Origin of the sequence: Mesorhizobium sophorae (assembly GCF_002270415.1) — a bacterium.
GTDB lineage: Bacteria > Pseudomonadota > Alphaproteobacteria > Rhizobiales > Rhizobiaceae > Mesorhizobium > Mesorhizobium sophorae.
Window position 1 is genome coordinate 359,045 of the sequence record NZ_NNRI01000007.1, and the last position, 12,515, is coordinate 371,559.

12 protein-coding genes are annotated in these 12,515 nt (G+C 63.9%); 11 read left to right on the plus strand and 1 reads right to left on the minus strand.

Annotated elements, in window-relative coordinates; all coding sequences use genetic code 11:
• Nucleotides 1-23 precede the first annotated feature (23 nt).
• The 6 genes from CGZ66_RS06165 (at nt 24) to CGZ66_RS06190 (ending at nt 5,969) form a co-directional block, all read left to right on the plus strand.
• Entirely contained in the window at nt 24-2,318 is a 2,295-nt protein-coding gene (locus CGZ66_RS06165) for a bifunctional salicylyl-CoA 5-hydroxylase/oxidoreductase (protein ID WP_095082571.1), read from the plus strand.
• Complete coding sequence (locus CGZ66_RS06170) at nt 2,315-3,088, plus strand: SDR family NAD(P)-dependent oxidoreductase (RefSeq protein WP_095082572.1); 774 nt, start codon at nt 2,315-2,317, stop codon at nt 3,086-3,088. Before CGZ66_RS06165 ends, CGZ66_RS06170 begins: the two co-directional genes overlap by 4 nt.
• The gene (locus CGZ66_RS06175) at nt 3,082-3,552 is read left to right on the plus strand and encodes a MarR family winged helix-turn-helix transcriptional regulator (RefSeq protein ID WP_095082573.1); all 471 of its coding nucleotides are present in this window, start codon (nt 3,082-3,084) and stop codon (nt 3,550-3,552) included. Before CGZ66_RS06170 ends, CGZ66_RS06175 begins: the two co-directional genes overlap by 7 nt.
• Nucleotides 3,549-4,361 (plus strand): enoyl-CoA hydratase family protein, encoded by an 813-nt coding sequence (locus CGZ66_RS06180; RefSeq protein ID WP_095082575.1) that lies wholly within the window; start codon nt 3,549-3,551, stop codon nt 4,359-4,361. Before CGZ66_RS06175 ends, CGZ66_RS06180 begins: the two co-directional genes overlap by 4 nt.
• Nucleotides 4,361-5,509, plus strand: a complete 1,149-nt coding sequence (locus CGZ66_RS06185; protein ID WP_095082577.1) for an acyl-CoA dehydrogenase family protein — start codon at nt 4,361-4,363, stop codon at nt 5,507-5,509. The genes CGZ66_RS06180 and CGZ66_RS06185 overlap by 1 nt, the downstream gene beginning before the upstream one ends.
• 64 nt (nt 5,510-5,573) lie before the next feature.
• Nucleotides 5,574-5,969 carry a RidA family protein gene (locus CGZ66_RS06190; RefSeq protein WP_095082579.1) on the plus strand — a complete coding sequence of 132 codons (396 nt, stop codon included), beginning with the start codon at nt 5,574-5,576 and terminating at the stop codon, nt 5,967-5,969.
• Nucleotides 5,970-5,976: 7 nt separating this feature from the next.
• Here CGZ66_RS06190 and CGZ66_RS06195 read toward each other — a convergent pair whose 3' ends face one another.
• Complete coding sequence (locus CGZ66_RS06195; protein WP_095082581.1) at nt 5,977-7,068, minus strand: LLM class flavin-dependent oxidoreductase; 1,092 nt, start codon at nt 7,066-7,068, stop codon at nt 5,977-5,979.
• Between the two features lie 123 nt (nt 7,069-7,191).
• Here CGZ66_RS06195 and CGZ66_RS06200 point away from each other — a divergent pair, with 123 nt between their 5' ends.
• From CGZ66_RS06200 to CGZ66_RS06220, 5 genes are all read left to right on the plus strand, one after another.
• On the plus strand, nt 7,192-7,965 hold the full coding sequence (locus CGZ66_RS06200; protein WP_095082583.1) for an HpcH/HpaI aldolase family protein: 774 nt from the start codon (nt 7,192-7,194) through the stop codon (nt 7,963-7,965).
• A gap of 190 nt (nt 7,966-8,155) precedes the next feature.
• Nucleotides 8,156-9,346, plus strand: a complete 1,191-nt coding sequence (locus CGZ66_RS06205; protein ID WP_167392069.1) for a pyridoxal phosphate-dependent aminotransferase — start codon at nt 8,156-8,158, stop codon at nt 9,344-9,346.
• Between the two features lie 88 nt (nt 9,347-9,434).
• Nucleotides 9,435-10,232, plus strand: coding sequence for an ABC transporter substrate-binding protein (locus CGZ66_RS06210; RefSeq protein WP_095082587.1), 798 nt, complete (start codon nt 9,435-9,437; stop codon nt 10,230-10,232).
• Nucleotides 10,233-10,392: 160 nt separating this feature from the next.
• On the plus strand, nt 10,393-11,067 hold the full coding sequence (locus CGZ66_RS06215; RefSeq protein WP_095082589.1) for an amino acid ABC transporter permease: 675 nt from the start codon (nt 10,393-10,395) through the stop codon (nt 11,065-11,067).
• 45 nt (nt 11,068-11,112) lie between these two features.
• On the plus strand, nt 11,113-12,387 hold the full coding sequence (locus tag CGZ66_RS06220; protein ID WP_095082591.1) for a cysteine desulfurase-like protein: 1,275 nt from the start codon (nt 11,113-11,115) through the stop codon (nt 12,385-12,387).
• Nucleotides 12,388-12,515 lie beyond the last annotated feature (128 nt).

Consider the following 12,515-nt stretch of genomic DNA (forward strand, 5'->3'; position numbering starts at 1 on the left):
CAAGCGAAGAGGAGATCGCACAGATGAAGGTTGCGGTTCTCGGCGGCGGACCAGCCGGCCTCTACTTTGCCATCTCGATGAAGCTGAGGGACGCCGCGCACGAGGTGACGGTGTTCGAGCGCAACCGCGCCGACGACACGTTCGGGTGGGGCGTCGTGCTGTCGGCCGAGACGCTCGACAATTTGTCGAAGAACGATCCGGTCAGCGCCGTCTGGATCAAGAAGCATTTTGCCTACTGGGACGATATCGCCGTCATCCATGACGGTGTGCGCACGGTTTCGACCGGCCATGGATTCTGCGGCATCGGCCGCAAGCGGCTGCTGGTCCTGCTGCAGCGGCGTGCGCGCGAACTCGGCGTCAAGCTGATGTTCGAGACCGACATCGCCGATCCGCGGCCCTATATGGAGACGCACGATCTTGTCGTCGCCGCCGACGGCCTGAATTCCAAAGCGCGCAACACCTTCGTCGACGTCTTCAAGCCCGACATCGACACCCGCAAGTGCAAGTTCGTCTGGCTCGGCACCAACCAGAAATTCGACGACGCTTTCACCTTCATCTTCGAGAAAACCGAGCATGGCTGGGTGTGGGCGCACGCCTACCAGTTCGACAGCGACACCGCGACCTTCATCGTCGAGTGCAGCGAACAGACTTGGGCTGCTTTCGGCTTCGGCACGATGTCGCAGCAGGAATCGATCGCCGTCTGCGAGCGCATTTTTGCCAAGCATCTTGGCGGCCATGCACTAATGACCAATGCCAACCATATTCGTGGTTCGGCCTGGATCAATTTCCCGCGCGTGCTGTGCGAACGCTGGTCCTACAAGAACCTGGCGCTGATGGGCGATGCTGCCGCATCGGCGCATTTCTCGATCGGCTCCGGTACCAAGCTGGCGCTGGAAAGTGCCGTGGCGCTGGCAGAGTATGTCGAGTCCGAGCCGGACCTCGACGCCGCGTTCCGCAAATATGAAGATGCCCGCCGCACCGAGGTGCTGAAGCTGCAATCGGCGGCACGCAATTCGCTCGAATGGTTCGAGGAGGTCGAGCGCTATCTCGGCCTCGACCCAGTGCAGTTCAACTATTCGCTTTTGACCCGCTCGCAACGCATCAGCCACGAGAATTTGCGGTTGCGCGATGCCGCATGGTTGGGCGGCGCGGAGGAATGGTTCCAGCGCCAGGCGGGTGCCGGCGGCAACAGCCTGCGCCGCGCGCCGATGTTCGCGCCGTTCAAGCTGCGCGACATGACACTGCAGAACCGCATCGTCGTCTCGCCAATGGCACAGTACAAGGCTGTCGACGGCTGTCCGACCGACTGGCATTTCACCCACTATGCCGAGCGCGCCAAGGGTGGCGCTGGCCTCATCTATATCGAGATGACCTGCGTCAGTCCCGAGGGCCGCATCACACCAGGCTGTCCCGGCTTCTATGCGCCCGAACATGAGGTGGCATGGAGGCGGCTGGTCGATTTCGTCCATACAGAGACAGAGGCGAAGATCTGCGCCCAGATCGGTCACTCAGGCGCCAAGGGTTCGACCCGGCTCGGCTGGGAAGGCACCGATGTGCCGCTGCCCTCAGGCAACTGGCCTGTAATGGCCGCATCGGCCGTTGCATGGTCGCCGCAGAACCAGGTGCCGAAGGCCATGGACCGCGCCGACATGGACAAAGTGCGCGACGAATTCGTGGCCTCGGCCGAAATGGCTGATCGTTGTGGCTTCGACATGCTCGAGATCCATGCCGCGCACGGCTATCTGCTGTCGTCCTTCATCACGCCGGTCACCAACCGGCGCGCGGATGCCTATGGCGGCTCGCTCGAAAACCGCATGCGCTATCCCCTGGAAATCTTCCGCGCGGTGCGCGCCGCCTGGCCAGCTGAGAAGCCGATCTCGATGCGCATTTCTGCCAATGACTGGGTCGGCATCGAGGGCGTCACCCCGGCCGACGCGGTCGAAATCGCACGGCTGCTGCATGAGGCCGGTGTCGACATCTGCGACGTTTCGGCCGGCCAGACTTCGGCATTGGCAAAGCCGGTCTACGGCCGCATGTTTCAGACACCGTTTTCCGACCGCATCCGCAATGAGGTCGGCATGGCGACGATGGCGGTCGGCAACATCTACGAGCCGGACCATGTCAATTCGATCCTGATGGCCGGCCGCGCCGATCTCGTGGCGCTGGCTCGGCCGCATCTCGCCGATCCCTACTGGACACTGCATGCGGCGGTGACGCTCGGCGACCGCGGTGTCAAATGGCCGGATCCGTATCTGCCCGGGCGCGACCAGCTCTACCGGCTGGCCGAGCGCGACGCCGCGGCGGGGCTGAAAGTATGAGCGCCGCTGCAACGATTGCCGGTAAGCATGCACTGGTTACCGGCGGCGGCTCCGGCGTCGGCCGGGCCATCGCGCTGGCGCTGGCGGGCGCAGGCATCGACGTGACCATTTGCGGCCGCCGCGACGCGGAGCTCGCCAAGGTCGCCAAGGAGAGCGACCGCATCTTCGGCATTGCCGCCGACGTCACCAATGAGGCGACAATGGCGTCGCTTTACGAGACTGCCGAAGCCGCGCGCGGCCCCTTCGACATCGTCGTCGCCAATGCCGGCATGGCCGGCAGTACACCGGCGCACAAGACCACCCTTGCCGACTGGCAGCGGACGCTGGATGTGAACCTGACCGGAGCCTTCCTGACAGTGAAGCCGGCGCTGGCCGGCATGGCGGTGCGAAAGACCGGCCGGATCGTGTTCGTTGCTTCCACCGCAGGCCTGAAGGGCTACGCCTATGTTGCGCCCTATGTCGCCGCCAAGCATGGCGTCGTCGGCCTGATGCGGGCGCTGGCGGCCGAGACCGCCAAATCGGGCGTCACCGTCAACGCGGTGTGTCCGGGTTTCGTCGAGACCGAGATGCTGGAGGAATCCATCCAGCGTATCATAGACAAGACCGGCCGTTCAGCCGAGCAGGCACGGTCGAGCCTTGCCTCGACCAACCCGCAAGGCCGCTTCATCCAACCGCAAGAAGTTGCCGCCGCCGTGCTGTGGTTGTGCGGCGATGCCGCGGCGTCGATCACCGGACAAGCGATTTCCATTTCAGGAGGCGAAACATGGTAGCCGGCCCCCTGCCCGCGCCGACCGGACCCGGCAAGGACCGGCTGCGTCTGTGGATACGGCTGCTGCGCGCCTCGCGCACGATCGAGGCCGAGCTGCGCGAGCGCCTGAAGAAGGACTTCAACACGACGCTGCCGCGCTTCGACGTGATGGCCGCACTCTATCGCGCGCCCGAAGGCATGCTGATGAGCGACCTGTCGCGCTTTCTTTTGGTATCGAACGGCAATGTCACTGGCATCGTCGATCGGCTGGTGTCGGAAGGGCTGGTTGCCCGTGCCCGCCGCAATGGCGACCGTCGCACCTCGATGGTGCGGCTGACCGAGGAAGGCTCGAAGGCTTTCGGCATCATCGCCGCGGCGCATGAAGGCTGGATCGGTGAATTGCTGGGCAAGGTCAGCGAGGACGACGCGCGCCGGCTGACCGGCATGCTGACCTCGTTCCGCAGCAATTGGGAGGGACGCGAATGACCGGGATGGCCGGCCTCGAGCCGAAGCATTTCCTCTGGCAGGTCGAGGGCAGGATCGCGAAGATCCGGCTCGACCGGCCAGAGCGCAAGAACCCGCTGACCTTCGACAGCTATGCCGAGTTGCGCGACACATTCCGCGACCTCGTCTATGCCGACGACGTCGACGCCGTGGTGTTCCTGTCCAATGGCGGCAATTTCTGCTCCGGCGGCGATGTCCACGACATCATCGGGCCGCTGGTCAAGATGGACATGAAGCAGCTCTTGGCCTTCACCCGCATGACCGGCGATTTCGTCAAGGCGATGCTGAATTGCGGCAAACCGATCATTGCGGCAGTCGACGGCGTCGCGGTCGGCGCCGGCGCCATCATTGCCATGAGTTCCGATATCCGCATTGCTACGCCAGAAGCCAAGACGGCGTTCCTGTTCACCCGCGTCGGCCTCGCCGGCTGCGACATGGGCGCCTGCGCGATCCTGCCGCGCATCATCGGCCAGGGCCGCGCCGCCGAATTGCTCTACACCGGCCGCACCATGACGGCGGCGGAAGGCGAGCGCTGGGGTTTCTACAACCGGCTGGTCGCTGCCGCTTCACTTGAGGCCGACGCGCTCGACATGGCGGCGCGCATTGTCTCCGGTCCGACCTTCGCCCACGGCATCACCAAGACGCAGCTCAACCAGGAATGGTCGATGGGTCTCGACCAGGCGATCGAGGCCGAAGCGCAGGCGCAAGCGATCTGCATGCAGACGCGCGATTTCGAGCGCGCCTACAAGGCGTTCGTGGCCAAGGAAAAGCCGGTGTTCGAGGGCAATTGATGGCTGACAAGAGCTTCCTCTCCTGGCCCTTCTTCGAGGACCGCCATCGCCAACTGGCCGAGCGGCTGGAGGCGTGGTGTTCGAAAAACCTGCCGGTCGATCATCATGACGTCGATGCCGCCTGCCGCGAGCTGGTGGGCAAGCTCGGCAGGGACGGCTGGCTGAAGCCGACGGCTGTGGACACGGACAATCCCGGCCCCCTCGATGTGCGCACGCTGTGCATCACGCGCGAGACGCTCGCCCGCCATGACGGGTTGGCCGATTTCGCCTTTGCCATGCAAGGGCTGGGCACCGGCGCGCTCAGCCTGTTCGGCACGCCCGAGCAGCAGCAATGGCTGGCAAAGACACGTGCCGGCAAGGCGATTTCCGCCTTCGCCCTGTCGGAACCGCGCTCCGGCTCGGACGTCGCCAACACCGAAATGACGGCGACCCGCGACGGCGACAGCTATGTTCTGTCCGGTGAAAAGACCTGGATCTCCAATGGCGGCATCGCCGATCTCTATGTCGTCTTTGCCCGCACCGGCGAAGCGCCGGGTGCCAAGGGGCTTTCCGCCTTTCTCGTGCCGGGTGACGCCAAAGGCCTTGGCATCGCTGAACGCCTCGAAGTGATCGCGCCGCATCCGCTGGCGCGGCTGTCGTTCGACCAGGTCCGCCTGCCTGCCTCGGCGCTGATTGGCAGACCGGGCGACGGCTTCCGGATCGCCATGTCCGTGCTCGACGTGTTCCGCTCGACCGTGGGTGCGGCAGCGCTCGGCTTTGCCCGCCGCGCGCTGGATGAAAGCATCAAAAGGGTGGCCGAGCGCAACCTGTTCGGCGCGCCGATGGCCGAATTGCAGATGGTGCAGGGTCATATCGCCGATATGGCGCTCGACGTCGACGCGGCGGCGCTGCTGGTCTACCGCGCCGCCTGGACCAAGGACATGGGTGCCGCGCGCGTCACCCGCGAGGCGGCGATGGCCAAGCTGTTCGCCACCGACAAGGCGCAAGAGGTCATCGACAAGGCCGTACAACTGCATGGCGGCGACGGCGTTCGCAAAGGCCATATCGTCGAAAGCCTGTATCGCGAGATCCGCGCGCTGCGCATCTACGAGGGTGCCTCGGACGTGCAGAAGGTGGTGATTGCGCGGCAAGTGATGGGCGCGGCCTGATAGCAGGAAATTTGACGGGCATTCGATTTTGAGACTTGGTTTTTGGACTACCGGGAGGTTTTGAATGCACGAGATCCTGCAGCCGCAAGGCTGGGCAAAACCGGTCGGTTACGCCAATGGCGTCGCGGCGCGCGGCAAGCTGGTCTTCGTCGGCGGACAGGTCGGCTGGAACGGGCAGTGCCAGTTCGAAACCGACGATTTCGTCGGCCAGGTGCGGCAGACGCTTGAGAACATCGTGGCGGTGCTGGCGGAAGCCGGTGCAGAGCCGCGGCACATCACCTCGATGACCTGGTACTTCACCGACAAGGCCGAATACCGCGCCAACCTCCGGGGCATCGGCGAGGCCTATCGCGAGGTGATCGGCCGGCATTTTCCGGCGATGGCCGCCATGCAGGTGATGGCTCTGGTCGAGGACCGGGCCAAGGTCGAGATCCAGGCGACTGCCGTCATTCCGGAATGACCTTTGCTTATCCGCGAAGGCCAGCCTGCCTCAAAATCGGCAGCACGTGGTCGCAGAAATAGGGCAGTTCCTGCGTGTAGTTGACGAAGGACAGCGCGATCCCCTGGTAACCCTGCTCAGCAATGGCGACCATGTCGGCGGCGATCGTTTCGGGCGTGCCAATCAGGGGATAGGTGCCGGCGCCACCGGCGAAACGCTGCCGGTAGCGGTCGTAGGCATGCGGGTCGTGCGATTGCGAGAATTCCTTCTTGCCGGCCATGTGGGCATCGACCGCGTCGTGGTCGGCCATATCAACGGCATAGCGCGTGTAGTAGGCCTGCGCCTCTTCCATCGTCGGGCGGCAAACCACATGCGCCACCGTGTAGACGCCGACATCACGGCCCACTTTGTCGGCACGTTCGCGCATGTCGGCGACGTGCTTGCCGGCGTCGCCCATCTCGGAAAAGGTCGTGAACAGATAGTCGCATCTGGCGGCGGCGAAATCGCGGCCCGGCCCGCCGAAAGCGGCGTTCATCGTCACCGGGCGCGGAACTTGCAGGCTGGCCGGACGGCTGACCGCTTCCTTGAGGCGATAATAGGTGCCTTCATAGTCTAGAGGCTCGCTCGAGGCATAAAGCCGTTCGAGGATCTCGATCCATTCGGCCGCCTGGTCGTAACCCTTTTCGACCAGCGGCGTGCCGAACATGCCGAATTCCTTCGGGTTCCAGCCGCAGACAATGTTGAGGCCGGCGCGGCCCTGGCTGATGTGGTCGACGGTCGCCAGCGCCTTGGCGGCGTAGAGCGGATGCACGAGCGGCACATGCACGGTCATGAACAGGCCAATCTGTTCGGTGGCCATGGCGAGTGCCGCCGCCCAGGTGAAGGTCTCGAACGACCATTCGCGCACCTTGTTGCGGCCGCCGAAGCCGCGCCAGCGCGCGATCGGCAGCATGAATTCCAGCCCGGCGCGGTCAGCGATCTGGGCCGCCGTCAGATTGTCCTGCCAGCTTGCCGCCCAGCGTTCCGGAACGTCGGTGATGGCAAGGCCGCCATCGGCATTGGTCGAAAAGACGCCGAGCTTGAGTTTGTTCGGGCCGTGCAGGGGATGCGTTTTGATCATGTCTGGAACTCGTGGCGGGAGAGCCCACGCTAGGCCCGCGCGAAAATATTTCAAGCCTGAAATAGCTTCGCCTGACAGTCGTTTGCGGATATGGATTCTGGCAGGGCGAGAAAGGTGACGGGCATGAGCGAGTTCCGCCAGAAGTGTATCGGCAAGACGAACCTCGTTGGTTCCTTTGCCGCCATTCCCCATCCCGTGGCAGTCGAAGTGATGGCGCAGTCCGGCCTCGATTTTCTCTGCATCGACTGGGAGCATGCCCAGATCTCGCGCGACATGATCGAGACCATGGTGCGAGCGGCCGACGTGCATCGCTTGCCGGCGATGGTGCGCGTTCCAGGCCATGCGCCGGAAGCGATCCAGGCGGCGCTGGACAGCGGCGCGCAAGGCGTGCTGATCCCACGCGTCTCGACCGCTGCCCAGGCGGCGATGGCTGTCAAAGCCTCGCGCTATCCGCCACAGGGCGAACGTGGCGTCGGGCCCGGCCGTGCGGCCGGCTACGGCTATCGCATTCCCGAATATCTCGCCGGCGCCAATGGCAGGATCGTCGTCGCGGTCCAGGTCGAGACATCGGAAGGACTGGCCAATATCGAGGCCATCGCCGCCGTCGACGGCATCGACGTGATCTTCGTCGGCCCCGGTGATCTTTCGGTGTCGATCGATGCGATCGGACCGAAAGGCGCCGACAAGCTCACCGAGGCAATCCGCAGGATCATCGGCGTCACGGTTGCGCATGGCAGGACATCAGGCATCTTTTGCGCAAAGCCGCAGGACGTCTCCCAATGGGCCGCCATCGGCGTCAGCTTCTTCGTGCTGGCCAGCGACACGATGTTTCTCGGCGCGGGCGTTGCCGCCGGCACCGCCGCCGCGCGGGCCGAGCTGGCTCGAGACGAGCCGTAGCTAGCGCAACAAGGCGTATTGGTCGGGCAACAGGCCGGTCAAACTTTTTAAGCTTAAAACTTTCGCCTTGAAAAGCGCCGCGCTTTGGATAAGCATTCCAAGATCGATGGCGACTGCGGTACCGGGCGGGCTTGCCGGGGGCAGTCCATCGTGGTGTTCCGGGTGGGAGGGGTTTCAGTCCTTGTCGTTCATGCTGCCCCAGTCGTCGTCCAGCGCGCGCTATGCCTTTGATGGCATTCGCGCCCAAATCCGTGACCTGCACACCGAGAACATCGCCAACCTCGCCGTTCGGGCGCGCGAACTCGGCGACGTCATCGCGCTCTGGTACGGCGAAGGCGACATGGTGACGCCCGCTTTCATCCGCGATGCGGCCAAGGCTGCCTTCGATGAAGGCCTGACCTTCTACGTTCCCAATATGCGCGGCCATGGCCCCCTGAATGAGGCGCTGTCGGAGTACCAGACGCGCATCCATGGCCGGTCGATCCCGATCGCGCGCACCACTGTCACGCCGGGCGGCATGCAGGCGCTGTATCTTGCGCTGGAACTGCTGGTCGATACCGGCACCAACGTCGTCTATGTCGCGCCGCAATGGCCCAACATCCACAACGCCATCCACTTGATCGGCGGCGAGCCACGGCCGTTTTCGCTCGACTATAGGGGTGACTGGCATCTCGACCTCGACCGGCTGTTTGCGACCTGCGATGCCCGCAGCCGCGCGATCTTCCTGTCGACGCCGTCCAACCCGACCGGCTGGACCGCCTCAGCCGAGGAAATGCGCGCGCTGCTCGATTTCAGCCGGCGCACCGGCATCTGGATCATCTCCGACGAGGTCTACGGCCGGCTCTATTTCGATAGCGATGTTGCGCCCTCCATCCTGCAGATCGCCGAGGATGGCGACCGGGTGCTGTCGGTCAACAGCTTCTCGAAGGCCTGGGCGATGACCGGCTGGCGCATCGGCTGGCTGACGCATCCGTCCGGGGTGGCCGACCAACTCGGCGCGATGACGCAATATGTAAACAGCGGCACCGCCGCGCCGATCCAAGCCGGTGCGGTTGCAGCGATCCGCCAGGGCGAGCCGCTGGTCGAGGAGATCAGGCAGCGGATCAGGACTGGCCTTGACCTCGCCTATGACCGGCTGGCGCAGATTCCGGGCGTCATTCTGCCAACGAAACCGCGCGGCGGCATGTATGCCTTCTTTGCCATGGAAGGCGAGAGCGATGCACGGCGCGCCTGCACCAGGATTCTCGAGACGGCGCGCGTCGGGCTGGCACCCGGTCATCTGTTCGGAAGTTCGGCAACGGCCTTCCTGCGGATGTGCGTGTGCCGTGAACGCAAAGAGATAGCGACCGCGCTCGACCGCATGGTCGCGGCCATGAATTGACGCCCTGCCGACGGTGGGACGGCAAGAAACCGTGCGGGGCCAACCCCGCCCGATCAACAACCAGAGGGAACACCCCAGAGGGAACACCATGAATCTGAACCGTCGCAATCTCATGCTTCTCGCCGCCGCCATCGGCATCGCCGCCGGCCCTGCCACCGCCTATGCCGCCGACGTCCTCAATGTCGGCGCCTACCCGACCAACCCGCCCTTCGAGTACAAGAACGAGAGCGGCACGTTCGAGGGCTTTGAAGTCGACATCGTCAACGAAGCAGCCAAGCGCATCGGCATGACCACGGATATCGCCGACCTCGGCTTCCAGGCGCTGTTCGCCGCCACGACATCGAAGCGCATCGATGTCGCCATCTCGTCGATCACCATCACGCCGGAGCGGCTGAAGTCGCAGTCGTTCACGCAGCCCTATTATGATTCCGACATGGGCATCGCCACCAAGGCCGACAGCCCGATCAAGGCCGAAGCCGACCTCAAGGGCAAGATCGTCGGCGTGCTATCCGGCTCGACGGGCGAAACTTGGGTCAAGGGGCATCAGGAAGCCGACGGCTTCGCCGACGTAAAGGGCTATGACACGCAGCAGAACCTGCTGCTCGATCTCAGCGCCGGACGCGTCGATGCGGCAGTCAGCGACATCCCTGGCATGCAGTACTCCTTCACCAAAATGAAGGACCTGACAGTCAAGGAGCGCATCAAGACCGGCGAGCAATACGGCCTGATGATGACCAAGGACCACCCGCTGCTCGGCAAGCTGAACGACGCGCTTACCGCGATGAAGAAGGACGGCACGCTGGCCGCGATCCACAAGAAGTGGTTCGGCAGCGACGCGCCCGCCGATTCCTCGACCGTCAAGGAAATGCCGCTGCCGAAGGCCTGAGCGGCGACTGACAGAACGCAGGCGTGCCGGCTCGAAAGGCCGGCACGTCCTGTTTTATTCATGCCCTTCCCGGAGCCGTGGTTTGGTACGGCGCAGCCGATTTCGGTGTTCGGGTCTTGCTCTGGCGTCACTGGACGCAAAACGCTTCGGGAACGCTCCCATGTCGCTGATCGACACTTTCTTCAATCCCGATGTCATCATGTCCAGCTTGCCGGCGCTGCTGCGTGGCTTCCTGAACACACTGCTGCTCGGGCTGCTCAGCATCGGCATCGGCATCCCCATCGGCCTGGTGATCAGCCTGATGCGACTTTATTCGCCGAAGCCGCTGCGGTGGCTTGCGGTCGGCTACACCGACATCTTCCGCGCCCTGCCGGTGCTGGTCGTGCTGATCCTGATCTACTACGCGCTGCCGTTTCTCGGCATCCGCCTGTCATCCTGGGCGTCCGCCGTGACGGCGTTCGCCATCATCATGTCGGCCTACTCGGCCGAGGTGTTCCGCTCCGGTATCGAAAGCATTCCGCGCGGCCAGTTCGAGGCGTCGCAGGCGCTCGGCCTGCCGTTCCTTTTGACCTTGCGCAAGGTGGTGCTGCCGCAGGCGGTCCGCGTGGTCATCCCGCCGATGACCAGCAACTGCGTCTCGATGTTCAAGGACACTTCGCTCGCCTCGACCGTGGCGCTGCCGGAATTGTTGAAGGAAGCGACCAATGCGCAGTCGCTCTACGCCAACCCCTCGCCGCTGATCGGCGCAGCACTCGTCTATCTCATCTTCCTCTGGCCGATGGTCCGCCTCGTCAGCTTGCTTGAAGAACGCTTCAAGACCGAAAAGACGCGCTGACCTCGCAAATCAAACCACCCGCCAAGAACTTCGCAGGAGCCGACCTTGAACAAACATCAAACCGACAATGCGAGCGCCGCCGCGTTCCCCGTCGACACCATCCGCGCCATGTTTCCAGCCTTGCAGCGGGCCGGCGATTTCATCTTCATGGACAATGCCGCCGGCGCGCAGATCCCGCAGAGCGTGCTCGACGCGGTGACCAACCATCTGGTTTCACACAATGTGCAGCGCGGTGGCCGCTATGGCCGCAGCGTGACCGTCGACCAGTCGGTCGCCGACGCCCGCGAAAGTGTCGCCCTGCTGATCAACGCCGCCAGCCCGGCCGAAATCTGCTTCGGCATGAACGCCACCTCGTTCATCCGCCTGGTCAGCCTCGGCATCGGCCAGATGCTTCAAGAGCGCGACGAGATCGTCATCACCGACATGGACCACGACGCCAACATCGCCACATGGCTGGCGCTGGAGTCCGCCGGCGCCAAGTTCAAATGGTGGCGCATGCGCGAAGACGGCAATTTGCATGTCGACGATCTGCGCCCGCTGGTTTCCGATCGTACCCGGCTGGTCGCCTGCACGGTCACAGCGCATTCGATCGGCTCGATCGTCGACGTCGCTTCCGTTGCCAAGATCGCGCGCGCAGCCGGCGCGGAGGTGTTCCTGGACTGCGTGCACTATGGGCCGCATGGGCTGATTGACGTGCAGGCCTGGGATTGCGATTACCTCGTCTGTTCAGGCTACAAGAACTTCTCGCCGCATATGGGCTTCCTGTGGGGCCGCTTCGAGACGCTGAAGCGGCTGCCGACCTTCCGCGAGGATTTCATCCCCGACGAGCCGCCCTACAAGGTCGAGGCCGGCACCTTCATCTACGAGAACGTCTCGGGCATGGATGCGGCCGTGCAGTATCTCGAACTGATCGGCCGCAATCTCGCGCCATCCAACAACCGCTCGCGGCGCGAAAACATCGTCGCGGGCATGGGTGCCATCCGCGACTATGAGCTGGTGCTGGCGCGCGAGATGCTTGGCGTGCTCAAGGATTGCGGCGCGACGATCTACGGCGTCGCCGACGAAGCCCGTATCACCGAACGCGTGCCGACCTTCTGCTTCAACATCGGCAGACTGTCACCGCAAAGAATCGTCGAGGAAATGGCCGACATGCACATCGGCATCCGCGACGGCCACATGTACGCGCCGCGGCTGATGAAGCGGCTCAACCTGTCGATGGACAGCGGCGCCATCCGCGCCTCGCTGGTCCATTACAACACGGTTGAGGAGATCAGGCGCTTTGGCGAGGCGCTGCGCACCATCATCGCCAAGCTGTCGTAAGCGGCTTGGCCTAAAGCGCGTCGCGTTTGAACGGATTCAGGCGACGCGCTTTGGGTTTTTGGTTTCATGCATGTCGTTCTCGCAAAACCGAGGCCACTTTTGCGCGACATGCATTAGGGTGTGTTGAG

Bases quoted from the DNA above. Each gene is read 5' to 3' on its own strand.
- CGZ66_RS06165 (WP_095082571.1), top strand. From the start codon at position 24: ATGAAGGTTGCGGTTCTCGGCGGCGGACCAGCCGGCCTCTACTTTGCC.
- CGZ66_RS06170 (WP_095082572.1), top strand. From the start codon at position 2,315: ATGAGCGCCGCTGCAACGATTGCCGGTAAGCATGCACTGGTTACCGGC.
- CGZ66_RS06175 (WP_095082573.1), top strand. From the start codon at position 3,082: ATGGTAGCCGGCCCCCTGCCCGCGCCGACCGGACCCGGCAAGGACCGG.
- CGZ66_RS06180 (WP_095082575.1), top strand. From the start codon at position 3,549: ATGACCGGGATGGCCGGCCTCGAGCCGAAGCATTTCCTCTGGCAGGTC.
- CGZ66_RS06185 (WP_095082577.1), top strand. From the start codon at position 4,361: ATGGCTGACAAGAGCTTCCTCTCCTGGCCCTTCTTCGAGGACCGCCAT.
- CGZ66_RS06190 (WP_095082579.1), top strand. From the start codon at position 5,574: ATGCACGAGATCCTGCAGCCGCAAGGCTGGGCAAAACCGGTCGGTTAC.
- CGZ66_RS06195 (WP_095082581.1), bottom strand. From the start codon at position 7,068: ATGATCAAAACGCATCCCCTGCACGGCCCGAACAAACTCAAGCTCGGC.
- CGZ66_RS06200 (WP_095082583.1), top strand. From the start codon at position 7,192: ATGAGCGAGTTCCGCCAGAAGTGTATCGGCAAGACGAACCTCGTTGGT.
- CGZ66_RS06205 (WP_167392069.1), top strand. From the start codon at position 8,156: ATGCTGCCCCAGTCGTCGTCCAGCGCGCGCTATGCCTTTGATGGCATT.
- CGZ66_RS06210 (WP_095082587.1), top strand. From the start codon at position 9,435: ATGAATCTGAACCGTCGCAATCTCATGCTTCTCGCCGCCGCCATCGGC.
- CGZ66_RS06215 (WP_095082589.1), top strand. From the start codon at position 10,393: ATGTCGCTGATCGACACTTTCTTCAATCCCGATGTCATCATGTCCAGC.